General features: G+C 40.3%; 27 protein-coding genes. 21 read left to right on the forward strand and 6 right to left on the reverse strand.

Annotated elements, in window-relative coordinates; translation table 11 throughout:
- Positions 1-105: 105 nt before the first annotated feature.
- From IGI82_RS04155 to IGI82_RS04200, 10 genes are all read left to right on the forward strand, one after another.
- Complete coding sequence (locus IGI82_RS04155) at positions 106-672, forward strand: DUF1836 domain-containing protein (RefSeq protein ID WP_275626302.1); 567 nt, start codon at positions 106-108, stop codon at positions 670-672.
- Positions 665-1,525 (forward strand): DegV family protein, encoded by an 861-nt coding sequence (locus tag IGI82_RS04160; RefSeq protein ID WP_005225280.1) that lies wholly within the window; start codon positions 665-667, stop codon positions 1,523-1,525. The genes IGI82_RS04155 and IGI82_RS04160 overlap by 8 nt, the downstream gene beginning before the upstream one ends.
- Positions 1,526-1,657: 132 nt before the next feature.
- Positions 1,658-2,362, forward strand: coding sequence for a response regulator YycF (gene yycF / locus IGI82_RS04165; RefSeq protein ID WP_010747607.1), 705 nt, complete (start codon positions 1,658-1,660; stop codon positions 2,360-2,362).
- A 3-nt stretch (positions 2,363-2,365) separates the two neighbouring features.
- Entirely contained in the window at positions 2,366-4,207 is a 1,842-nt protein-coding gene (gene walK / locus IGI82_RS04170) for a cell wall metabolism sensor histidine kinase WalK (RefSeq protein ID WP_005225283.1), read from the forward strand.
- Positions 4,204-5,514: a YycH family regulatory protein gene (locus IGI82_RS04175; protein ID WP_288723355.1), complete on the forward strand. Its 1,311-nt coding sequence runs from the start codon at positions 4,204-4,206 to the stop codon at positions 5,512-5,514. The genes walK and IGI82_RS04175 overlap by 4 nt, the downstream gene beginning before the upstream one ends.
- Positions 5,515-6,369, forward strand: coding sequence for a two-component system regulatory protein YycI (locus IGI82_RS04180; protein ID WP_005225285.1), 855 nt, complete (start codon positions 5,515-5,517; stop codon positions 6,367-6,369). It abuts the gene before it with no gap.
- 55 nt (positions 6,370-6,424) lie between these two features.
- A complete protein-coding gene (locus IGI82_RS04185) occupies positions 6,425-7,231 on the forward strand; it encodes an MBL fold metallo-hydrolase (protein WP_005231151.1) in 807 nt (268 codons plus the stop codon).
- A 42-nt stretch (positions 7,232-7,273) separates the two neighbouring features.
- Positions 7,274-8,011, forward strand: coding sequence for a MurR/RpiR family transcriptional regulator (locus IGI82_RS04190; RefSeq protein ID WP_010747610.1), 738 nt, complete (start codon positions 7,274-7,276; stop codon positions 8,009-8,011).
- 155 nt (positions 8,012-8,166) lie between these two features.
- Complete coding sequence (locus IGI82_RS04195) at positions 8,167-9,459, forward strand: PTS sugar transporter subunit IIC (RefSeq protein WP_005225288.1); 1,293 nt, start codon at positions 8,167-8,169, stop codon at positions 9,457-9,459.
- A 25-nt stretch (positions 9,460-9,484) separates the two neighbouring features.
- Positions 9,485-10,915 (forward strand): 6-phospho-beta-glucosidase, encoded by a 1,431-nt coding sequence (locus IGI82_RS04200; RefSeq protein WP_005225289.1) that lies wholly within the window; start codon positions 9,485-9,487, stop codon positions 10,913-10,915.
- A 42-nt stretch (positions 10,916-10,957) separates the two neighbouring features.
- On the opposite strand, the gene IGI82_RS04205 is transcribed toward IGI82_RS04200, so the two are convergent.
- Complete coding sequence (locus tag IGI82_RS04205) at positions 10,958-11,602, reverse strand: CPBP family intramembrane glutamic endopeptidase (RefSeq protein WP_005225290.1); 645 nt, start codon at positions 11,600-11,602, stop codon at positions 10,958-10,960.
- 217 nt (positions 11,603-11,819) lie between these two features.
- On the opposite strand from IGI82_RS04205, the gene groES reads away from it, so the two are divergent.
- Positions 11,820-12,104: a co-chaperone GroES gene (groES, locus tag IGI82_RS04210; protein ID WP_005225291.1), complete on the forward strand. Its 285-nt coding sequence runs from the start codon at positions 11,820-11,822 to the stop codon at positions 12,102-12,104.
- A 32-nt stretch (positions 12,105-12,136) separates the two neighbouring features.
- Positions 12,137-13,765, forward strand: coding sequence for a chaperonin GroEL (groL, locus tag IGI82_RS04215; RefSeq protein ID WP_005237384.1), 1,629 nt, complete (start codon positions 12,137-12,139; stop codon positions 13,763-13,765).
- 84 nt (positions 13,766-13,849) lie between these two features.
- On the opposite strand, the gene IGI82_RS04220 is transcribed toward groL, so the two are convergent.
- From IGI82_RS04220 to IGI82_RS04235, 4 genes are all read right to left on the reverse strand, one after another.
- Complete coding sequence (locus tag IGI82_RS04220) at positions 13,850-14,989, reverse strand: tyrosine-type recombinase/integrase (RefSeq protein WP_438841783.1); 1,140 nt, start codon at positions 14,987-14,989, stop codon at positions 13,850-13,852.
- Between the two features lie 102 nt (positions 14,990-15,091).
- Entirely contained in the window at positions 15,092-16,033 is a 942-nt protein-coding gene (locus tag IGI82_RS04225) for a DUF5067 domain-containing protein (protein WP_413136829.1), read from the reverse strand.
- Positions 16,034-16,123: 90 nt separating this feature from the next.
- On the reverse strand, positions 16,124-16,480 hold the full coding sequence (locus IGI82_RS04230) for an ImmA/IrrE family metallo-endopeptidase (protein ID WP_413136828.1): 357 nt from the start codon (positions 16,478-16,480) through the stop codon (positions 16,124-16,126).
- 12 nt (positions 16,481-16,492) lie between these two features.
- Complete coding sequence (locus IGI82_RS04235; RefSeq protein WP_086294642.1) at positions 16,493-16,837, reverse strand: helix-turn-helix domain-containing protein; 345 nt, start codon at positions 16,835-16,837, stop codon at positions 16,493-16,495.
- A gap of 293 nt (positions 16,838-17,130) precedes the next feature.
- Between IGI82_RS04235 and IGI82_RS04240 the strand changes: the two genes are divergently transcribed.
- From IGI82_RS04240 to IGI82_RS04255, 4 genes are read left to right on the forward strand one after another with little or no spacing between them, the layout of a single operon-like run.
- Positions 17,131-17,319: a helix-turn-helix transcriptional regulator gene (locus IGI82_RS04240; RefSeq protein ID WP_086294643.1), complete on the forward strand. Its 189-nt coding sequence runs from the start codon at positions 17,131-17,133 to the stop codon at positions 17,317-17,319.
- A 14-nt stretch (positions 17,320-17,333) separates the two neighbouring features.
- The gene (locus IGI82_RS04245; RefSeq protein ID WP_413136827.1) at positions 17,334-17,621 is read left to right on the forward strand and encodes a hypothetical protein; all 288 of its coding nucleotides are present in this window, start codon (positions 17,334-17,336) and stop codon (positions 17,619-17,621) included.
- 15 nt (positions 17,622-17,636) lie between these two features.
- A complete protein-coding gene (locus tag IGI82_RS04250) occupies positions 17,637-18,377 on the forward strand; it encodes a phage antirepressor KilAC domain-containing protein (protein ID WP_413136826.1) in 741 nt (246 codons plus the stop codon).
- A 30-nt stretch (positions 18,378-18,407) separates the two neighbouring features.
- Positions 18,408-18,650, forward strand: coding sequence for a hypothetical protein (locus IGI82_RS04255; RefSeq protein WP_231477772.1), 243 nt, complete (start codon positions 18,408-18,410; stop codon positions 18,648-18,650).
- Here IGI82_RS04255 and IGI82_RS04260 read toward each other — a convergent pair.
- Entirely contained in the window at positions 18,645-19,298 is a 654-nt protein-coding gene (locus tag IGI82_RS04260) for a DUF4145 domain-containing protein (RefSeq protein ID WP_231477771.1), read from the reverse strand. The two genes, IGI82_RS04255 and IGI82_RS04260, sit on opposite strands and share 6 nt — an antisense overlap.
- Positions 19,299-19,453: 155 nt before the next feature.
- Here IGI82_RS04260 and IGI82_RS04265 point away from each other — a divergent pair, with 155 nt between their 5' ends.
- The 5 genes from IGI82_RS04265 (at position 19,454) to IGI82_RS04285 (ending at position 22,366) form a co-directional block, all read left to right on the forward strand.
- A complete protein-coding gene (locus IGI82_RS04265) occupies positions 19,454-19,636 on the forward strand; it encodes a hypothetical protein (RefSeq protein ID WP_271814915.1) in 183 nt (60 codons plus the stop codon).
- A gap of 145 nt (positions 19,637-19,781) precedes the next feature.
- Positions 19,782-20,018, forward strand: a complete 237-nt coding sequence (locus IGI82_RS04270) for a hypothetical protein (RefSeq protein ID WP_271814916.1) — start codon at positions 19,782-19,784, stop codon at positions 20,016-20,018.
- A complete protein-coding gene (locus IGI82_RS04275) occupies positions 20,019-20,711 on the forward strand; it encodes an ERF family protein (RefSeq protein WP_144772220.1) in 693 nt (230 codons plus the stop codon).
- Positions 20,711-21,646, forward strand: coding sequence for a DUF1351 domain-containing protein (locus IGI82_RS04280; RefSeq protein WP_438841784.1), 936 nt, complete (start codon positions 20,711-20,713; stop codon positions 21,644-21,646). Before IGI82_RS04275 ends, IGI82_RS04280 begins: the two co-directional genes overlap by 1 nt.
- Complete coding sequence (locus tag IGI82_RS04285) at positions 21,647-22,366, forward strand: putative HNHc nuclease (protein ID WP_271814919.1); 720 nt, start codon at positions 21,647-21,649, stop codon at positions 22,364-22,366. It abuts the gene before it with no gap.
- Position 22,367 lies beyond the last annotated feature (1 nt).

Raw genomic sequence — 22,367 nt, forward strand, 5'->3', positions numbered from 1 at the left:
TTGCTTTAAAAACTCAGAAAACCGTGATAAAATATATCTAGTTATCATAACTAGATGATTAGTTTACGATAATCTAACCTTCTGTTCGTCAAAATGGAGGATGACATGAAAAAATTACAAGCAGACATGAAAAATTGGGGCAATTCATTGCTGAAATTCCATCTGCCGAGATGGGAAGAGTTGCCAACCCTGGAACTGTATATGGATCAGGTAATCACTTTGATTGACCAATATTTATCACCGGTGATCCAAACGGAAAAGCATCCGCTATTGACCTCTTCCATGGTCAATAATTATGTCAAAAAAGGGATGATTCCAGCACCAGAGAAGAAACGTTACAATCAAAAGCATCTCGCATTTTTGATTGCGATCACGATGCTCAAGCAAGTGCTGACGATTCCTGAAATAAAGACGGGGATCCTTTTTCAAGGGAAAGTCGTCGGCATCAGAAATGCCTACAATGTATTTTGTGAAGAACAAGAAAAAGCGATCCACCTTGTCGGCAAAGAAGCAATGGGAGAACCCGAACAAATGACGTCGGAACCGATCCCAATTGAATTAGTAGCCATGAAAGGTGCGACGCGTTCCTTTGCCAACAAACTATTGGCAGAAAAAACGATTGAATTAGAAGTCATTTATTTAGAAACACATAAAGGAGAAGCCCATGAATAAAGAGAAAATTGCCCTATTAGTTGATTCAGGTACCGATGTTCCCGCACAGATCATGGAGCAATACGGCATGTATATGCTGCCATTGCAAATTATCTACAAGGATCGGACCTATACTGATAAAGTTGATATTACTGCGGAAGAAATTTACGAGCGCTTGCCACAAGAAATCCCGAGTACTTCATTACCTGACGGTGCTGCGATCGGGGAAATCTTTGATCGGATCAAAGCCGATGGGTATGAAAAAGTCTTTGCCGTAACCATCTCCAGCGGATTGAGTGGAACGTTTAATGTTGTTCGCCTGTTAGGTGAACAACGGACCGACCTTGAGGTTTTTGTACTTGATACGAAAAATATCGGGATCGGTGCAGGGCTACAAGCGATTCGTGCGGCAGAACTGTTAGAAAAAGGCGTGACTTGGGAAGAACTGCGGGCACAATTAACGAATGAAGTACCGAAAAACAAAGTCTTTTTCAACGTAGCTACCTTAGAGTATTTACAAAAAGGCGGCCGCATCGGTCTGGTTGCATCCATCTTAGGCAATGCCTTGAAATTGAACCCAATTATCTCTTGTAATGAAGAAGGGATCTACTATACGGTCGCAAAATCTCGTGGACGGAAGAAAAGCTTGGACAAAACCGTTGACTTGATCAAGCAATTCATCGGTGATCATCGCCATGTGCGTTTAGCCGTGGCGCAAGGTGATGCACTGCAAGAAGCCAAAGAGATGAAAGCACGATTAGAAGCCGAATTTCCTAAGGTTAAAGAAATCTTATTTGGACAAATCTCTCCCGCATTAGTCGTCCACACGGGACCTGGGTTGTTAGGGATCGGTATCCAGCTTTTAGAAGAGTAAAAAAGAAAGGCCCCGTGCCTTTCTTTTTTTGTGCTTTCCTTAAGAATAAGGCCGCGGTTTTTGGGAAAGATGAAAAGCCCGTTTAAATAATGTATAATAAGTAAGAAACCAAAAAAAATTGAGGTGACATTTTTGAAAAAGATCCTAGTCGTGGACGATGAGAAACCAATTTCTGATATCGTCAAATTTAATTTAACCAAAGAAGGATATGAAGTATATACCGCCTATGATGGAGAAGAGGCATTAGAAAAAGTAGCCGAGGTCGATCCTGATCTGATTTTGCTTGATTTGATGCTGCCAAAAATGGATGGGTTGGAAGTTGCACGGGAAGTGCGCAAAACCCATGACATGCCGATCATCATGGTCACAGCCAAAGATTCTGAAATCGATAAAGTACTAGGCCTCGAGCTTGGTGCGGACGATTATGTAACCAAACCATTTTCAAACCGGGAATTGGTGGCCCGCGTCAAAGCCAATCTGCGTCGCGGCTCGGCAGCTGCGAAGGAAGCAGACGATAACGCCAACAGCGAATTAACGATTGGTGATTTAACCATTCATCCTGATGCGTACATGGTCACTAAAAATGGTGCAGCCATCGAATTGACGCACCGAGAGTTTGAATTGATGCACTACTTGGCAAAACATCTTGGTCAAGTGATGACCCGAGAGCATTTATTGCAAACGGTTTGGGGCTATGACTACTTTGGTGATGTTCGGACCGTTGACGTGACGGTGCGTCGTTTACGTGAAAAAATCGAAGACAGCCCGAGCCATCCAAATTATTTGGTTACTCGTCGCGGAGTGGGCTATTACTTGCGGAACCCAGAACAGGAATAAGCTATGAAAAATAAAGTTCGCTTTTTTCAATCGGTGAACTTCAAAATCGCCCTGACTTTTATCTTGATCTTATTGATTGCGATCCAGATTATCGGGGCGTATTTTATTCGCGAATTGGAAAGAACAACGGTCGATGCCTTCAAACGCGACATGGAGGCACGTGCCAGCACGTTAGTGGTAACATTAGGCTCTGAATTGAGTCGAATGGATAATGATGACGGTTTAGATTGGGATTCCATGAATGCTTCCTTGAATCGAATCTTAACGAGTACCAACTCATCGGAAATTTTGGAGATGCGGGTGGTGGATGAGCAAGGGATCATTCGTGCAACCACCAATATCAATGATCGTGGCTCGGTGGGAGAAAAAAATGATTACCGTGATTACGATACGAACCGCAGTGAAGTCCTCTATGATGAATCCAGCGGCCAGCGGGTGTTCAATATCGTGCAGTCGATCCAATCACCGACAGGGGATACCGTTTTAGGAACCCTTTATTTACGGAGCAATCTTGAGTCAAAATACAATGAAGTCAGTACGACTGCGGTCATTTTTGTGACAGCCTCGCTGATTGCGGCAGTGATTTCGATCATTGTGGCACTATTGGTCTCTCGTTCCATCACCCAACCGATCGGAGAGATGCGCGAACAAGCGATTCGCATCGCCAAAGGAGATTATAGCCGCAAGGTCGCGATTCATGGAAAAGATGAATTGGGGCAACTGGCGGAGACCTTTAATCAACTAGGAGAACGAATCGAAGAGACTCAAGAGGCGATGGAATCTGAGCGAAACCGCTTGGACAGCGTCTTGTCTCACATGACAGACGGCGTTGTTGCCACCGACCGACGAGGCAAAGTCATTACCATCAATGAGATGGCGATGTCCTTGTTAAATGTCAGCAACGAAGAAGCGATCGGGCAGTCGATTTTGACGTTATTGGAAATCGATGAAGAATACACGTTACGAAAGCTTTTGGAAAATCCTGAAGACATGCTGTTGGAGCGTCCTAGCAATGATTTGACGGGAACAAATATGATTTTGCGCATCGATTTCTCTATGATTCGTCGGGAGTCTGGCTTTATTTCTGGGTTAGTTGCGGTGATGCACGATGTTACAGAGCAAGAAAAAAATGAACAGGAACGGCGAGAGTTCGTTTCCAACGTTTCTCATGAGTTACGGACACCATTAACGAGTATGCGCAGCTACATCGAAGCGCTGAGTGAGGGTGCTTGGAAAGACCCGGAAATTGCGCCGAACTTTTTGAAAGTGACGTTGGATGAAACGGATCGAATGATTCGGATGATCAATGACTTGTTGAGTCTTTCACGGATGGATAGCGGCAATTCGCAACTGCAGTTGGAATACATCAACTTTAATGAAATGGTCAATTTCGTGTTGGATCGTTTTGACATGATGGTGACGAATGAAAGCAAAAAATACTTGATTCGTCGGGAGTTCACTAAACGAGAATTGTGGGTGGAAGTCGACACCGATAAAATGATCCAAGTGATCGATAACATCATGAATAATGCCATCAAATATTCGCCAGATGGCGGGATCATTACGGTGAAATTGATGGAGACCCATAACAACATCGTACTTAGCATCAATGACCAAGGACTAGGGATTCCGAAAAAAGATCTCACGAAGATCTTTGATCGTTTTTACCGGGTCGACAAAGCTCGTGCCCGTCAGCAAGGAGGTACTGGCTTAGGATTGGCGATCTCACGAGAAGTCATCAAAGCTCATGGCGGTGCGATTTGGGCGGAAAGTCGAGAAAATCGCGGGTCAACATTTTATATCATGTTGCCGTATGAACCGTATGAGGAGGATTGGTGGGTATGAGAATCTCAGAAAAAATCATTCGTGTAGGCTTGATCGTGATGATCGCCTTGAGTTTTTATTTCTCCTATATGATTTGGCTGAATCCGACTGGGTTCAACAATGCCAGCACGGAAACAGATACCGGCGTCAATCCTTCGGTTCAAACCTACAAACAAAAAAGCGATTTGTTTTTGCCCCTGTATTTGACTTGGAATGACGAGGACGCGATCAAAGAAACCAACTCTGAAGCGGTGATTCGTGAGATCCAAGAGGCGATCAATGAGGCAACGATCAGTGATTTGACGCTGCGAACCTATGGCGAGGAACAAGCTTTTTCAAAAGCCCAAGAAGTCAATCAAGGGGTGTCCTTAAACTACTATACAACGTTTTACTTGAAAGATTATGAGAAAACCTTTGAAAAAGAGCTGTCCTTAGAGGACGAAAGTGAAACAGAGGATTTTCCGTTTTCCCGCATCCAGTTTGACCTTGAAGAAAACACGATCCAATTTGTTGATTTTACCCATCAACGAGTGGTGCGAGGCAAAATCGACTGGGACAAAAGCCAAGTAAAACACTTACTAGCAGACAACCCTCGGGAATGGACGACAATGGTGGCAGATGAAGAACGATCCAGCAAGCAATATTATACGCAGGATTCGATCAAGCTGAAAAAATACAGCTACTATTCTTCGACCCAATCTCAGAGCTTGTTTCGAGAAGCCTTTTTCAGCAATCCTAAAAACGTCAAGATCAATGATGAAAGTGTCGATACCTACTATTATGAAGGTGGGCAAAACATGACGGTCTTGCAAGATCAGCAGCAAGTCAAGTTTGAAACCACCACAGATGGTTCCGATGAAACGGATCTGGCGATGTTGAGTGCGGATTATATTATTCGTTTAGGCAACAATTTTGGGACGATCCGCTATTTTGATCAACAAGATAAGCACTTGGATTATCGGGTTTTCGTTGAAGGCTATCCAGTCTTTAGTACTGGTGGTCAAGGGGTGATCAGTGTAGCTTTTTCAGAAAGTGGTCAGACCGGCAGTCGGGAAATGACGATTTCTGCCAGTTTGAACGCGATCCAAGTGCCGATTCCTTCTGAAACCGAGATTGAATTACCCTCTAGTTTGTCGGTCAAAAATGATCTGATTGCGGCAGGGGCTGATCCTGAATTGTTACAACAGATCATCGTTGGCTATCAATGGGGGGAGATCAAAGATGCACCACTCGTTGATTTGACGCCTGCTTGGTATGTCAATTATGACTCGTCTTGGATCAGTTATGATGCATTAATGACAAAATTAGCAGAAACGGAGGAGAATTAATTGGATTTTAAACGAATCGAATGGATTTTTTTCCTCGCTTTTCTTGGTCTGAACGTCTTTTTATTCAATGTTTACAGTGAGGCTCGCAGCGAGCATCAGATGGTTTCACAATCAAACCAAACGATTCCTATCGAACAACGCCTCGAGTCTGAGGACATTCGGTATTCTGGCGAATTATCAGATGAGGTCTTGAGTGGCTATTATTTGAGCGGTGAACAGACGGATTTTGATGTGGAGCTACGAAATCCGCAACTCAACACGCAGTTCAAAAGAGGGTCGACGGTCAAAGGGCAGCAGTTGATCCATGTCTCAACCAATGGCTTTTACATCAGTGATGATTCCCAAACGGAAGAAACCGTCAATGGTTTTTTGCAACGAAAAGATCAAGTCCTGTTTGGGGATGAATATGACTATTTGGAAAACCTCTCTGTCTTGAACGCCAATCATCCGACCGTGGTGGCGGTTCAATCCTATGAAGGCATTCCTTTCAATGACAGCTCAAGTCGAATCGATATCACCTTAGAACAAACGGATGATCTATTGCAAATTGCTCGTTACACGCAAACACATATCTCCAATATTACGCCTCTAAGGGAAAAGATGACGGTCTATTCAGAAAAAGAAGCAGTAAATACGCTTTATCTAAACAACAAGCTGCCGAGTCACTCGAAAATTCTCTGGACGGAATTAGCCTATACGATGATTTTGAAGGTTAGGGAAAAAAATGTGTACATTCCTGCATGGTTTATTGCGTTCCAATTAGATGGCGATGACACCATCCAAATCGAAACGGTCAATGCCTTTAGCAATCGGATCATCACGAATAATGCCGTTCAAAAGGTAGAAAATCCATAAAAAAGCGGGTATAATGGAACTCGTTGAAACAACCAGAGAGGAAGTCACGTAAACCATGATGAAGGAAAATGCCTTTCAAGTAAGTATTCTAGCCAGCGGAAGCTCAGGAAATTCGCTCTATATCGAAAGCAATAAAAAGCGGATCTTAGTGGATGCCGGTTTGAGCGGCAAGAAGATCACTTCATTATTGGATGAAGTAGGGCGTAAACCAGAAGATTTGGACGCCATTCTTGTGACCCACGAACATCGAGATCATATCCACGGTGTCGGAGTACTGGCGCGAAAATACAAACTTGATGTCTATGCGAATACAAAAACATGGCAAGCGATGGATCCAATGATCGGTAACGTCGCTGTCGAACAAAAACATATCTTTGAAATGGGAAAAGTGCTGACCTTGGGTGACTTGGACATTGAAAGCTTTGGCGTCTCTCACGATGCTGCAGCGCCGCAATTTTATCGTTTCCATAAAGACGGCAAATCATTCGTGATGTTGACGGATACCGGTTATTGCAGCGATCATGTACGAGGCATTATCAAAGGCGCCGATGCGTACCTTGTGGAAAGCAACCATGACCTAGAAATGCTGCGAATGGGCCCTTACCCATGGAGCCTCAAACAGCGAATTCTTGGAGACCGTGGTCACTTATCGAATGAAGATGGCGCTCTGGTCATGACGGATATCTTGACCGACAATACCAAACGGGTCTATCTTGGTCATTTAAGTAAAGAAAACAACTTGAAAGAGTTGGCGCACTTAACGATGGTCAACACCATGAAAGAACATGATCTAGGTGTTGGAGAAACATTTGAAGTCTATGATACCGATCCTGACAAAGCGACGGAGTTATTTGCAATCTAATCGATCAACAAAGGATAAAATTGTCGGGTGGAGGCAGCAGGTATGTTTGATGAAGAAAAAATCAAGCGTCTGAACGAGCTTGAAATGGCTGTTTATAAGTACATTGTCCAGCATTTTGAAGAGATCGATCAACTGACGATCCGCGAATTGTCAGCTGCATGCCATGTCTCGACCTCGACGATTTTACGATGTATCACGAAATTAGGCTATCGCGGGTATTCAGAGTTAAAGTATGCGATCTGTCAAAAAAAGGAACAAGATGCACGAGCGTTTGATCTTTTCTATGATGCAACGATCCAAGTCAATACATTCTTAAAAAAAGTCAATAATGAAGATTACCGTAAGTTTATCCAGCCAGCGGTAGAACTGATTCTTTCCGCACGCCATGTGGCGTTTTCAGGTATCGGCACAAGTGGCATTCTTGGCACCTATGGCAGCCGCTATTTTGCTAATTTAGGCATCAATGCCTATAGCATCGTCGATCCCTTTTTGCCAGTACCGCCTCGTGGGATGGAAAATACGTTAGCGATCATTTTATCAGTTTCGGGGGAAACCATTCAAATGATCAAGCAAACGGAGGACTTCAAACGGTATGGGGCAAAAGTACTCAGTATCACCAATGATGAAAAATCGACGATCGCCCAAATGGCAGATTACAATATTTCCTACTATATGCCCGTCGTCAGTGGGGGAAAAGAAGTCGATTTGAACCTGACGACGCAAGTCCCGGTGATTACACTGATCGAACTTTTAGCCCATCAAGTCTACAAGCAAATCTAAGTGATCGTAAAAAAACAGCTTCGGCTGTTTTTTTTGTTGGAACATGTTTCATAACGTAGAAAAGCTATAGGCAAGGGGAATATTATCCATTAAGATTTATTTGTAAGCGAATTCACTGGCCAGTGGATAGAATTTTATTTTAGGAGTGATGTGAGATGAACGAATGGATCAATGAGAAATTATTACCCCCAATATTAAAATTTGTCAATACGAAAGCAATCACTGCATTAAGAAACGGTATGCTCTATACGATGCCCTTTTCAATCGTAGGATCGATTTTCCTACTATTAGCAAACTTTCCCGTCCAGTCGATTGCGGATTGGGTAACGAATAGCGGCTTAGGTGAATACTTCAACCAAGCCTATGGCGCCTCTTTTGCAATTATGGCCTTTTTCGCCGTAATGGGCATCGCCTATTCATATGTAAAAGCAGAAGGTTACGAAGGACTCCCTGCAGGAATGATTGGTTTAGTTATTTTCTTATTAACTATGGAGTCAAGTGTGACGGATGCTGAAGCAAATGTGACCATCGCAAATGTCATTGATAAGACGTGGACCGGTGGACAAGGAATGATCAGTGCCATCTTAGTGGGACTTTTTGTGGGTTGGGGTTATACGTGGTTCTTGAAACGCGACATCCGAATCAAACTGCCAGAGCAAGTACCCACCAATGTCGCAAACTCATTTACAGCATTGATTCCAGCCGCTGTTTTGACGACCATCGCATTAGGCATTTATATTTTCTTTGATAAAGTTTTTCAAACAACCGTAGTCGAATGGATCTACACCGTGATTCAAAGTCCAATGCAAGGGGTGACGGATTCCCTTGGTGGTGCAATGATGCTAGGCTTCTTAGTGCCATTCTTGTGGTTCTTTGGGGTTCATGGTTCGACGATCGTGGGCGGGATCATGGGACCAATTTTACAAGCCAATTCATTAGCCAATACGGCTATTCTTGAATCTGGTAAAGCATTGACATTAGAAAATGGCGGACACATCGTGACCCAGCAGTTTTTGGATCAATTTATGACGGTAACTGGCGCAGGAATGACGATTGGGATCGTGCTATACATGGTGGCTTTTGCCCGTTCGGCGCAGTTCAAACAATTAGGACGTCTTTCCTTGATACCGGCATTCTTTAATATCAATGAACCAATTATTTTTGCGACACCGATCGTCATGAACCCAATCATGGTATTACCATTTATTTTGACACCGATGGTTTCAGGCGTGATCACGTATTTTGCACTTTATACCGGTATCGTACCGCTATTTACTGCTGTGCAAGTTCCATGGACGACCCCGCCGATCATTTCAGGTTTTCTAGTAGGTGGCATTCGGACCGCTATTTTACAATTTGTTGTTTTAGCAATCGGCTTCTTTATTTACTATCCTTTCATTCGTAAAGTCGATAGTTTGAACTATAAACAAGAAACAGAGATCGTTTAATACCAAGGAAGCAGGTTGAATAGAAATGAATAAACTAAGAAGCGATTTTTTATGGGGTGGCGCAGTCGCTGCTCACCAATTGGAAGGCGGCTATCGTGCGGGTGGAAAAGGCGTGAGTGTCGCTGATGTCATGACTGTCGGAGGCAACGGAATTCCTCGCCGAATCACGGAAGGTATCCAACCGGGCGAAAGCTATCCCAATCATGAAGCGATCGATTTTTATCATCGGTATCCTGAAGACATCAAGCTTTTTGCCGAATTAGGGTTGAAGTGCTTCCGAACATCGATTGCCTGGACCCGTATTTTTCCAAAGGGGGATGAGCGCGAGCCGAATGAGGAAGGCCTGGCCTTTTATGATCAATTATTCGATGAGTGTTTACGCTATGGCATTGAGCCAGTCATTACCCTGTCTCACTTTGAAATGCCTTATCATTTAGTGACCGAATACGGAGGTTGGCGTAACCGTAAATTGATCGATTTGTTTGTCCGCTTTGCAGAAGTTTGTTTTACGCGCTATCAAAAGAAAGTGAAGTATTGGATGACCTTCAATGAAATCAATAATCAAGCAAACTATAAAGAAGATTTTGCGCCATTTACCAATTCTGGTCTGTTCTTTACGGAAGGAGAAGACCGAGAAAAAGTCATGTACCAAGCAGCTCATTACGAGCTCGTTGCCAGTGCAAAAGCGGTGGCGCTAGGACATGCGATCAATCCTGCGTTTCAAATCGGATCGATGATCGCGATGTGCCCAATCTATCCGTATTCTTGCGATCCCAAAGACATGATGGCAGCCACGGTGGCCATGCAGCGGCGCTATTGGTTTTCAGATGTTCATGCCCGTGGGCACTATCCGAGTTATATGCGCAGCTATTTTGAAAGAAAACAATTTGATTTAGATATCACCCCTGAAGATGAAGCAGCTTTGGCAAAAGGCTGTGTTGACTACATTGGTTTTAGCTACTATATGTCTTTTGCGATCAAAGGCAAGGAGAATGATCCAACCTATGACTATGATGAGAGCCAAGATCTGGTGGACAATCCTTATGTCGATGCTTCTGAATGGGGCTGGCAGATTGATCCCGTAGGCTTGCGCTATGCCATGAACTGGTTTAACGAACGCTACGAATTGCCGCTTTTCATTGTAGAAAATGGCTTTGGTGCGGTGGATACGGTGGAAGAGGATGGACAGATCCACGATGACTACCGTATTGACTACCTAAAAGCCCATATCGAAATGATGAAAGAAGCAGTAGCTTATGATGGCGTCGACTTATTAGGTTATACACCGTGGGGCATCATTGACTTGGTTTCTGCGGGGACAGGGGAAATGAAGAAACGCTATGGTGTGATCTATGTGGACAAAGACAATGAAGGAAATGGAACCCTTGCTCGTCGGAAGAAAGATTCATTTGCATGGTATCAGCAAGTGATTGCGTCCAATGGCACGAAGGTCTAAAGAAAAAAACGTTACGCAAAATTTCTGCGTAGCGTTTTTTCTTTAGGGCATTTGGATATAGCCGTAATGAAGCAATAACTGAATAATAATAACTAAAGTGTTCATTCCCACATGGGTGATCATGGAAGTCCAAATACTGCCGGTCAAAGCATAAAGCCCAGAAAAGAACAGTCCTAAGAAAATATAGACTAAGAGATGATTGTCATTGTGGGCAAAGGCAAAGGCTACGGCGCTGACCACTACACCGACCCAAACATTGCTGTATTTCCCAATGATGCCAACTAAGGCTCTGCGGAAGACAAATTCCTCCATAATTGGCCCACCGACCATTGCTGCGAGAGCAAAGAGTGGGTTTTGCACCACGATGGCAATAATGTTTTCGGTATTTTGCGAAGCGCTGACTTCTCCGAAAAAGGATTCGATAAAGATGGCTAGATTTTGCAACAAAATCGCTGCGACAATGCCGGTTAGCCCGTAAATAAGAATCGCTGAGACTTTGGTTTTTTTGTGTTCAAACGATAGCGGTTCTGTTTGTTTGAAATACAAGAAAAACATGATCGCTGCACCAGCTAAGTAACCGATCGTTGTTGCTGCTACTTGATGTCCGCTAGGGACGAAGGCGATCGGTAGAAAAAAGACGATGCCGTAAGTAAGAATCGTGGACAAAGAATATTTTGATAAAGACATAGTTGTTTCCTCACACTCCTTTGCTTCATTATAGACTAGGTTGCTTCTAGAAACAAAAAATCCTACTATATTTATCAATCAATTAGAAATGCAAAAAAAATTTAGCAAAAGGCTTGCAAAAATTTGGGAAAATGAGTAATATTGAAACTGTAAGTTAGCACTCGATACAAGAGAGTGCTAATGCTAAATTCTATAACATTCATTGGAGGGATTTATCGTGTTAAGACCATTAGGTGATCGTGTGATTATCGAAGTCGCAAAAGAAGAAGAAAAAACTGTAGGCGGAATCGTGCTTGCATCAGCAGCAAAAGAAAAACCACAAACGGGTACCGTTATTGCAGTCGGCGAAGGACGCACGCTCGAAAACGGTGAAAAAGCTCCTGTTGCTGTCAACGTTGGCGAACAAGTAATGTTCGAAAAATACGCTGGCACAGAAGTGAAATATGAAGGAACAGAATATTTGATCGTTGCTGCAAAAGATATCATTGCAGTAGTAGAATAAGAAAAATAAAAAATACTTGAGGTGATGAAATCATGGCAAAAGAAATCAAATTTGCAGAAGACGCACGCGCAGCAATGCTTCGTGGGGTAGATAAATTAGCAGATACAGTAAAAGTAACCTTAGGCCCTAAAGGTCGTAACGTGGTTTTAGAAAAATCTTACGGTTCACCATTGATCACAAATGACGGTGTAACGATCGCTAAAGAAATCGAATTAGAAGATCATTTTGAAAACATGGGCGCAAAACTTGTTTCTGAAGTCGCTTCAAAAACAAACGATATCGCTGGTGACGGAACAACGACTGCTACGTTATTGACACAAGCAATCGTTCGTGAAGGATTGAAAAATGTCACCGCTGGTGCGAACCCATTAGGTATTCGTCGTGGGATCGAAATGGCAACAAAAGTGGCTGTAGAAGAGCTACACAACATTTCATCAATCGTTGATTCAAAAGAAGCAATCGCACAAGTTGGTGCTGTTTCTTCTGGTAGTGAAAAAGTTGGTCAATACATCGCTGATGCAATGGAAAAAGTCGGCAATGACGGTGTTATCACTATTGAAGAATCAAAAGGGATCGAAACAGAATTAGATGTTGTGGAAGGAATGCAATTTGATCGTGGTTACTTATCACAATACATGGTAACTGACAACGATAAAATGGAAGCAGCGTTAGAAAATCCATACATCTTGATCACTGACAAAAAAATCTCTAACATCCAAGATATCTTGCCATTGTTAGAACAAATCTTACAACAATCAAAACCATTATTGATCATCGCTGATGACGTTGATGGCGAAGCATTACCAACACTTGTATTGAACAAAATCCGTGGAACATTCAATGTTGTTGCAGTGAAAGCACCAGGATTTGGTGACCGTCGTAAAGCAATGCTAGAAGACATTGCGATCTTAACTGGTGGTACAGTGATCACTGAAGACTTAGGTCTTGAGCTGAAAGATGCAACCATCGATAACTTAGGTCAAGCAAGCAAAGTGGTTGTGGATAAAGACAACACAACAATCGTTGAAGGTGCTGGTGAAAAAGAAGCAATTGACGCACGCGTTCAATTGATCAAAAACCAAATCGCTGATACAACTTCTGACTTTGACCGTGAAAAACTACAAGAACGCTTAGCAAAACTTGCTGGTGGGGTTGCAGTGATCAAAGTTGGGGCACCAACTGAAACTGAATTGAAAGAATTGAAATTACGTATTGAAGATGCATTGAATGCAACACGTGCCGCTGTTGAAGAAGGCATGGTCTCAGGTGGGGGAACTGCCTTAGTGAATGTCATCAACAAAGTTGCAGAAATCGAAACAGATGGCGATGCAGCAACAGGTGTCAAAATCGTTTTACGTGCCTTAGAAGAACCAGTTCGTCAAATTGCTGAAAATGCAGGCTACGAAGGTTCAGTTATCATCGACAAATTGAAAAACGCTGACTTAGGCGTTGGTTTCAATGCAGCAACTGGCGAATGGGTAAACATGCTAGAAGCTGGGATCGTTGACCCAACAAAAGTGACGCGTTCTGCCTTACAAAATGCAGCTTCTGTTGCCGCATTATTGTTAACAACTGAAGCAGTCGTTGCCGACAAACCAGAACCAGCAGCGCCAGCAGCTCCTGCAATGGACCCATCAATGGGTATGGGCGGCATGATGTAGTTATAATAAAAGAACCTCTATTTATAGGGGTTCTTTTATTTGTTTAATGTCGATTTTATACAAAAGGGGCAAAAAAGGGGCAAATTACAAATTGTTTAATCGATCGATAACCTGCTCTTTGGATTTTTTGGTCACGTGATTATAAATTGATAAAGTCGTGTTGGCATCGGAATGTCCGACTCTCTCCATTATGGTTTTTAAAGGAAGATTCAATTCAGCTAGTAAAGAAATATGACTATGTCTGAATATGTGTGAGGATAAGTTTTTATCCCATTTTAGTTCGTCTTGAACTCTATGCAGTACCATATTAAAGCTATGGAGAGACAACGGAGTACCTCTAGATGATTTAAATATATAATCCTCGTTACTTTGGGAGCCGAATACTAAAGAGTTGTGTTCTATGATTTCATTAACAATTTTTACTGCTCTATTAGGCAAAGAAACTATTCTTTTAGAATAGATATTTTTAGGTGAAGTTTTTATAGCATCTGCCATTTTTAAGAAAGAATAGTCCAATGTGCCGTTAATATCCAAAGTACTCCCGTCAAAGTCCTTTACTTGTAATGCCTGTAACTCTCCGTATCTTAGGCCTGTTAAATATAACAATTCTGCAATGTTAGCGTGCAATAATCTTTTAGTAGATTTTCTCATATATACAAGCAACTCTGTCATTTCGCTTTGATCAAGGTATTTTTCATCCATGTTCTTTTTTCTTTTTTCTTCTTCAGCTTTTTTTCTTTGAATTTTGACATTCAGCGCTAGATTTTGTTTAATATACTTTTTCTCAACTGCATAATTCAACATGATTGAAAGGGTCGTCTTGGTCTGTTTCGTATAATTCAAGGATAGTTCACCGAAAGTATACATTTTTTCTGTAATATTACGAATCATATTCTCGTCTATATTTCGAACAAGAACATCGTCAGATATAACTTTTTGAATATGTTTCATCATCTTTGGAACTTTGGTCCAGCTTGTTCTTTTTACATATTGTTGATAATAAACAAACCACTCTTCGTAAAGCTCCTTGAAAGTGATGTCAGATTTATCATAATTACTCAAAGCTTCCTCTATTTTTTTGTCTAATATTTTCTGTGCATTCTTCCAGGCTCTGGAAGAATCACTTGTTAGAACAGTACTTGTCTTTTTCCATTTTTCGGTATAGGGATCTTTGTATCTTTCTATAAACTTATATCTTCCGTTGCCTAAAGATTCGCTCCACATTGTGTGTACCTCAATTCTTTGTTACAATAGGCATAGCTAAATAAGCCTATCGTTTATTTTGTTTTTCACGCCTGTCTTTGGTCGGAGGGGCGTGTTTTTTCTTTACTCGTAATAGCCTTGTTCGATAGCTTCTAATGTTTGAATTTCACCAGATGTTAATTCTCTATCTTGAATACTTTTTATTTCATTATATATATGTCTTGCATTTTCAGAAGTTCCTTCAGGCAATGTTGTTTGCTCAGCTTGACTACCATTAAATGAATCTTCATATTGACCGGAACCTACTACATAAGTTTCGTTTTCACTAGCTCTGACTGCTTCTTTCCAACCCTCGGCTGTCCAGCCTTCAGTCTTTGCTTTTTCCCACTCAGCTTCACCTTCTTGCCAGCTTGCTGGCATATCGGAAATGCCTTCGTCATAGGAACTATCTTCATTGGGATTATTTGTATTGGTTAAAGATTTTGTTTCTTCAGGCTTTTCTAATTCAGTCAAATCAATTTCATAAATACCTATTTCTTTATCTTCATACATAGCTATCATTTTAACTGGGAAATCCAAGTTATCCAGAGAGTAAGTCTCAATTATGTCCACGGTTTTATTGGGTAACAGTTCATCAGAACGAGAGTTTTCTTTATCAACTTGCTCATTATATGATTCGACATCATCTGTTGATCCAAATGCATCTAAGCTATAGTAGGTATTATCGAGATCAACCTCAGAAGTTTCATTCTCTTGTCTAAATAAAACGTAATCATTAATAATATCAATAGGTGTGATATTGTTATCTGAAGTATTCTTTAATGAATACGTTATATATAACCCATAGCCATCTTCAGACGGACTTTTAACTATTTCAGAATTTTTATAAATAAGTTCAAACTCTTCAGTAATGATTTTCCCATATTCGAAGTCAGCTTTCTGTTCTTCAGAAACTGAAGTCGTTTGAGAAGTTGTATCAGTTGGGGGAGTTGTACTTTCTTCATTATTAGAACATCCGGTCATTATTAAACCAACAAACAATAAGCACGGTACGACTTTTTTCATCTTCTTTCCTCATTTCTCTGATATAATATATTTGTACTATCTCAGAAATGAGTAACCCTTATCGAAGCTGGTCCTTTGATAGGGGTATTTTTATCTAGCATATTTAACATCGTAGCCCATCCCAATACTAAATTCTTCTATTAATTGACTATAATTATAAATGTCATCGTATTCGCTGGTGAAGTAGCTTATCATAAATCTATCTGCAGCATATTCCATTTTCGACTTTAAGACAAATGAGAGTTTATATAGCTCGTAATTATCTTGATCTTCACAAGCATGCCCTAATTCATGAAGTAAAGCCTTCTTCGTATCAAAATCATTTAACTTATTATTCAATACAATTATATTTACAATTGGTAGATATTTCCCATGATCTTCCAAAAATTCATCATAAACTATTGTTATGTTCAACTTTTCAACAATTTCCAAAATCTGAGCATCCAAACAAACACCCTCTTATATTTTTCCGTCCAAGTACGCTTTCGCAATCCTCTCTAAAACTTGACGGTCATTTTCCGAAACTTCTTTACCGTTATAACTCATAACAGATTTCAAAGCCTCTTCTATGGTCATTTCTTTTTGTTTTTCGGACATTCCCATGTGTGGGTTGTCTGTCCTTCCTAAAAGGTAATCTGTCGATACGTGAAAGTAGTTAGCAATAAGCTCTAAAGTCTCAGCTTTTGGACTACTCGTTCTCCACTGATAGATAGCATTTTTAGATAATCCATTATCTTCTGCAACTCGATTTAAACTTTTCCCCTGTTTTTTTGCAAGTTCTGAAACCCTTTCAAATAAACTCATTTTCAACCATCCTTCTTGCAAATGAGTTATTTTTCCCAAAGTATAATAAAAAACACTTTACAATTATAAAGTTATGGGATAATATTAGCTCATAAGCAAATTAAATACGCTAATAAATACAGAAAGACACTTATATTTATTAAAACAATCGAGGTCGGGAAACTTAGAATGTTTAATATATAGGTATTATTCCGTCTGTTTATTAACCATAAATCAATATTATAAAACTTTGGGATGGATGTCAACTATTTTAGCGTATTTTGTTCGCTTTATTAAAAAAGGGAGGTGTGGGTATGTCTAAAGATTTCATCGTTAAAGTTAGGGTTGAGTTAGCACGGTATGATAAAACACAAAATTGGCTTGCTGAGACAATTGGAATTTCGAAAACATATATGTCCGACATTATGAATGGTCGACGTAAACCGGATAAACAAATAAAACCAATCGAAACAGCTCTAGAACAACTTAAGAATTCACATTAGAAAGGAATGTAAATATGAAAAAACCAACTATTCCGGAATTAATCATAATGGCTACGGATAAGACTTCGATTTCTGAATGGGATAGGCGTGAGGATTTAATGATTCGTTTCAATGGGTTATCTCGTACTACTTTAAATACGTATCAAAAAGAGATGGAGAGTATTCCTGAATTCAAAGAAGGAGTTTTAAAACCAACTCATAGCGTAACTTGGATTCACCTTGGAACATTCCTTTGGTATTTGAAATGGAAAGAAGCTAACCGTTATAGATCAAAAAAGTTGAAACCTTCAGAGGTAGCATAAGGAGGAGGAAGCAAAATGAGCACACCGCAAATTTTCAATTTCGAAAAAAACGAAGTTCGAACATTTTTAGTGAATGATGAGCCGTATTTTGTTGGTAAAGACGTTGCAAGTGTTTTGGGTTATTCAAATACGCCAAAAGCAATTAGAGATCATGTAGATGAGGAAGATAAAACGCAGAACGAATCGTTCACCGTTAATAGAACAGCATTAATACTAATAAATGAATCGGGGCTATACAGCTTAATACTTAAATCCAAGCTACCAAATGCAAGAAAGTTCAAACGTTGGGTAACGAGTGAAGTCCTTCCAACAATCAGAAAAACAGGTAGCTACACAAACGTTCCTCAAAGTTTCGCTCAGGCATTGCGACTAGCAGCTGACCTAGAAGAAAAGAATCAACTGCTCGAACAACAAATAGCTGAATATGAGCCGAAAATCAGTTACCTAGATATGATCCTGTCATCGACTGATACAGTAGCAACGTCTCAAATCGCTGCTGATTATGGAATGTCGGCAATCGCACTTAACAAACTGCTTAATGAGTTAGGTGTTCAGTATAAAGTCAGTGGTCAATGGATACTGTACCGCAAACACATGAACCAAGGATACACAAAATCGCACACAAGCGAAATTCCAAAAGCTGATGGCGGCGTAAAAGTTGTGATGAATACAAAGTGGATGCAAAAAGGTCGGGTCTTCATTTACAACTTATTAACTGCAGAGGGTTACTATCCTCAAATGGATCTACTGGATTAAAAATAACCCCACACGAAAGGAGGGGCTAGGGTGAAAAAGAATATTATGGATCAACTTGCTTCCTATGAGATAAAGAGAAATCAGTTAATTGTTGAAAAAGAAAAAATATGTCAAGAAGTATTTTCAGCAATCGTTCCGGAATTAAGTGGATTAAAAATATCAGAAGCTAAAAAAGTTATATCTAGTGAACTTGATAAAAATATAAAAACAAAAGAAATAAAATTAAAGCTGTTGAATATGTTCAGAGAGTATCTAGACAATATTGAACTATGATTTTTTTCGAGATACCGGTGGATTTTTGAGCATTAGCTTAGTATTGATAATTTGAATGAATATTTGTAAGTAAGATTTTAAAGTCTCGATGTCATACCCTTCATGTTGGTCCCAATGAGCATAGTCGTTACCTAATATTCGGACCACATCTGCAGAAGTTTGTAGATCAATATCTGATTTAAAATATTGGCTTATAGCATTGTTTAATGTCTTTTTGGCAATTTCTTCGTAAGAATCAAGTTCGTTTGCTAAAGCAAAATCTTTCAAAAGTATTTCTAAAGATACTCGATAACCAACACCAGCAAGGTCTAAAGCATTATTAAACTCACTAAGTTCCGCATCGTGATAAATTTTTTCAAATCGAGGCGAAAAATCACAAACCAGTTTTGGTAGATTACTAGGCTGAGAGTTAGGATATAAAGCTACCATTTTACCGATTTTATCATTAACTAAATTGAAGCAAAAATGGTTTCTTGAGCAGTCAGTACAGTAGTGTTTGAAATATGCAAGATTGCTAGATATACCTAAATACTCTGTTGAGGGATTGTTCGAAACTCCGCATCTCGGACAAAACTTAGGAAGCTCGATAGTAATATTTTGCAAGTAATTACTGCTATTAGAATGAAATTTCTTCGTTTTTATTTCCATTAATACACCACCAGTTTTTAACAATTATACCAAAGGAGAAACCGCATGAAAATCACTATCTCAATAGAAACAAACGGATCGACGATGCAGCATACCGTCTCAACAAAAAAAGAAGCCGTCGCTTTGATCAATCGATACTTTAAGGAGGAGTCAGTATGAAGAAAATTTACTGGATCAGACGCACAACATTTATTCTTGTCATCTTCGCATTGGGAGCATTGCTTTCTTCAAAACCACCAACGTGGCTAGTCATCGGATTCCCATGTGTCGCAATGTTACTGCTAATGATCTATGACGACGCAGTATTTGAATTACGATCAAGGACGGTGAAGAAATGACTAGAGCGGAAGTGCTTGATCTATACTATCGCACACTTGACTGGAAAGAAATTTACTATGAAGCGCAAGCGAAAATGGACGCAAAAAAAGACTCCAGCCGGCAAGCATAGAGTCTTAACAAAAATTCATCTAAGGAGATTATACCATGAGAATAGCAATTGACACAATCGGGCGTATTCATCTAATTGACGCATACAAACCTTATGGATCAATCGTTTTCGATATTGATAAGAAGAACGATCGAGTAGGTGTTTATCAGGACAGTGACAACGAGGTTATCCGTACACAATTTGAAACTATTGAAGAATCAGCGGAGTTCGCTCGAGAAGAACTGATTCAAGGGCTAGAGCAAGTAATCGAGAAATTAAAGGAGGTTTTATAAATGAAGATAAGCGAAGGCAAATCAGAAATTTTCAAAGCAATTGCTAGTTTCAGAAAAGCTTTAAAACAGCCTTTAAAAGATGCAGATAACCCATTCTTTAATTCTAAATATGTACCACTTGAAAATATTGTTGAAGTGATAGATGAAGCGATACAAGGGACTGGTTTATCGTACACACAAGAGATCACGTTTGCGGAAAATAAAGTATCAGTTGCGACTTGGATCTTTCACGAAAGCGGTCAATATATTGAATATGAACCATTCGATGTTATGACAAAAAAGGCAGATGCACAAGGACAGGGTTCTGCAGCTAGTTATGGTCGAAGATACACATTGTCAGCGGCATTCGGTATCACAAGCGACGCAGACGATGATGGCAACGAAGCGAGCAACAGTAATGCCAGTAGTGATAAAAAGAAGCAAACAGCGCCAAAGCTTATTGATGGCAAACAACTAGCTAATCTCAATGAAGAAGCCAGAAAAGTGGCAGAATTAGCTGGCGCTGAGCTATCACTAATCCAGAACAAGTTAGCTGAGAGTGCGAATATTCATACTTTAGATAAACTACCGACTGACCTATACAACAGTGCGATGGCCAAATTAATCAAATGGAAACAAGGTTACGAGAAGAACGCACAAGAAAGCAAGGCGGCGGAACAAAAGCAAAATGATATCAACTGGGGGAATAAATAATGACCAACGATCTAACTACGCAACTAGAGTTTAAAGTTGATTTTAAACCGAGCGAAATCACGATTAACAACGAAACAAAGCTAAAAGAATTGGTTGATGTAACTATCAGTCGATACGGATCGCTGGTTTTTACAGATGACAACATTCCTGAAGCAAAGCAAGCAAAAGCCGATCTAAACAAAGTTGCTAAGTTGCTAGACGATCAACGCAAGGCTGTTAAGAAAGAATACAGTAAACCATTGAAAGAGTTTGAAACGAAAATCAATGGTTACACGAATCAAATCAAGTTAGTCAGCGAGAGAATCAATGAAAGCATTTCTGCCTTTGAAGAGTCGGAAAAAGCTAAACGGCTTGATAAGTTGGTTTCGACTATTGAAGAAATTTCTCCTAACTACGGAATCGATTCATCGGAATTAACTATTAATCCATCATGGCTAAATAAGGGGAACTTCACTACTAAGGGCGAGTTGAACAAAAAAACGTTAGAAGAAGTTATTTTCCAAATGAAACAAATTGCTGATGCTAACAAACGTATTGAGAGCGAGAAAGCTATCATTGGCAACTATGCAAAAACGGTAGGGCTTGAGCCAGAATCGTGGGTAGCGCAGATTGAGAATGGATTATTCGCATCCGAGTTGATGAAGCAAATTGATGCAACTGTGGCTGCTAAACGGGAACGAGAAGAGCGTGAACTTAGGGAACAGCAAGCCCAAGCGGAATATGAACAAGCTATGAGAGAACTCAAAGAAAGCCAAGTTGATAGCAACATTATCGATCAAGAAACTGGCGAGATTTTAGAGGAGTCAGAAGATTTACAACTTCAAGAAATTGAAGAGTCAAAAACAGTTGAATTGCGACTAACAGGAACGCATGAACAACTAACTGCATTAAACGAATTTATCATTGGCAAAGGAATAAAAGTGGAAGTGATGTAAATGTTCCATCTTGGGAAAGTAGTTGATCACAAGGGTAAAAAATTGACAATCGAATTTGAAGAGGAAATAAATGCCGAATACCTAAAAATGATGGCTCGTGAGAAAGAAAATCTGGTCAAAGTGAAGCTCATAGATAACAAACCACTCTCAGTAAAGCAGAATAAGCTTTCTCACGCATTAATTCGTGACATAGCTAATTGGTATGTTGATGATCCAGGACACGTAGAAACGATGCTTAAGTACGAATACGAGTACACAGAAGACGAACCTTTCTCACACGCCGTAGCAAGTATGAATGAAGGCAATATTTGGATAACGAAACTCATTCAATTTGTCATAAGAGAAGGAGTCCAACTTAACCAAAGATACTCATATCTACTAGAACATGATAGCTTTTTCTACTATTGCTGTAAGTACCGAAAATGTGCAGTTTCTGGTAGACCAGGAGCGCAAATTCATCATGTCACGGCGGTTGGAAATCGTCATAGAAATAACGTTGACCACCGATTATTTCCAGTTGTGGCTTTGGATTGGAAAACGCACAATATTGCTCACCAACTTGGGCAAGAGGAATTTTTAAAGAGATACCAGATCAAGCCGGTTTATTTGGATAAAGAAGCTTTAATCAAGATTGGCATTATGAGTAACGCTCAAATAATGCGTTTTGATGAAAAGTACGAAACAGAAGAGCTGTTCAAGAAAGCAATAGAGGAGGGATAAC

The organism is Enterococcus sp. AZ067 (assembly GCF_051715005.1).
GTDB classification, from domain to species: Bacteria; Bacillota; Bacilli; order Lactobacillales; family Enterococcaceae; genus Enterococcus_D; species Enterococcus_D casseliflavus.

What these genes read in the sequence shown, in the direction of transcription:
- IGI82_RS04160 (WP_005225280.1), top strand. Translation starts at nt 665, where the DNA reads ATGAATAAAGAGAAAATTGCCCTATTAGTTGATTCAGGTACCGATGTT.
- IGI82_RS04265 (WP_271814915.1), top strand. Translation starts at nt 19,454, where the DNA reads ATGAAGAAAATTTACTGGATCAGACGCACAACATTTATTCTTGTCATC.
- IGI82_RS04250 (WP_413136826.1), top strand. Translation starts at nt 17,637, where the DNA reads ATGAGCACACCGCAAATTTTCAATTTCGAAAAAAACGAAGTTCGAACA.
- IGI82_RS04205 (WP_005225290.1), bottom strand. Translation starts at nt 11,602, where the DNA reads ATGTCTTTATCAAAATATTCTTTGTCCACGATTCTTACTTACGGCATC.
- IGI82_RS04285 (WP_271814919.1), top strand. Translation starts at nt 21,647, where the DNA reads ATGTTCCATCTTGGGAAAGTAGTTGATCACAAGGGTAAAAAATTGACA.
- groL (WP_005237384.1), top strand. Translation starts at nt 12,137, where the DNA reads ATGGCAAAAGAAATCAAATTTGCAGAAGACGCACGCGCAGCAATGCTT.
- IGI82_RS04195 (WP_005225288.1), top strand. Translation starts at nt 8,167, where the DNA reads ATGAACGAATGGATCAATGAGAAATTATTACCCCCAATATTAAAATTT.
- IGI82_RS04245 (WP_413136827.1), top strand. Translation starts at nt 17,334, where the DNA reads ATGAAAAAACCAACTATTCCGGAATTAATCATAATGGCTACGGATAAG.
- IGI82_RS04175 (WP_288723355.1), top strand. Translation starts at nt 4,204, where the DNA reads ATGAGAATCTCAGAAAAAATCATTCGTGTAGGCTTGATCGTGATGATC.
- IGI82_RS04220 (WP_438841783.1), bottom strand. Translation starts at nt 14,989, where the DNA reads ATGTGGAGCGAATCTTTAGGCAACGGAAGATATAAGTTTATAGAAAGA.
- IGI82_RS04270 (WP_271814916.1), top strand. Translation starts at nt 19,782, where the DNA reads ATGAGAATAGCAATTGACACAATCGGGCGTATTCATCTAATTGACGCA.
- walK (WP_005225283.1), top strand. Translation starts at nt 2,366, where the DNA reads ATGAAAAATAAAGTTCGCTTTTTTCAATCGGTGAACTTCAAAATCGCC.
- IGI82_RS04235 (WP_086294642.1), bottom strand. Translation starts at nt 16,837, where the DNA reads ATGAGTTTATTTGAAAGGGTTTCAGAACTTGCAAAAAAACAGGGGAAA.
- IGI82_RS04200 (WP_005225289.1), top strand. Translation starts at nt 9,485, where the DNA reads ATGAATAAACTAAGAAGCGATTTTTTATGGGGTGGCGCAGTCGCTGCT.
- IGI82_RS04280 (WP_438841784.1), top strand. Translation starts at nt 20,711, where the DNA reads ATGACCAACGATCTAACTACGCAACTAGAGTTTAAAGTTGATTTTAAA.
- IGI82_RS04185 (WP_005231151.1), top strand. Translation starts at nt 6,425, where the DNA reads ATGATGAAGGAAAATGCCTTTCAAGTAAGTATTCTAGCCAGCGGAAGC.
- IGI82_RS04260 (WP_231477771.1), bottom strand. Translation starts at nt 19,298, where the DNA reads ATGGAAATAAAAACGAAGAAATTTCATTCTAATAGCAGTAATTACTTG.
- IGI82_RS04275 (WP_144772220.1), top strand. Translation starts at nt 20,019, where the DNA reads ATGAAGATAAGCGAAGGCAAATCAGAAATTTTCAAAGCAATTGCTAGT.
- IGI82_RS04225 (WP_413136829.1), bottom strand. Translation starts at nt 16,033, where the DNA reads ATGAAAAAAGTCGTACCGTGCTTATTGTTTGTTGGTTTAATAATGACC.
- IGI82_RS04190 (WP_010747610.1), top strand. Translation starts at nt 7,274, where the DNA reads ATGTTTGATGAAGAAAAAATCAAGCGTCTGAACGAGCTTGAAATGGCT.
- IGI82_RS04240 (WP_086294643.1), top strand. Translation starts at nt 17,131, where the DNA reads ATGTCTAAAGATTTCATCGTTAAAGTTAGGGTTGAGTTAGCACGGTAT.
- IGI82_RS04155 (WP_275626302.1), top strand. Translation starts at nt 106, where the DNA reads ATGAAAAAATTACAAGCAGACATGAAAAATTGGGGCAATTCATTGCTG.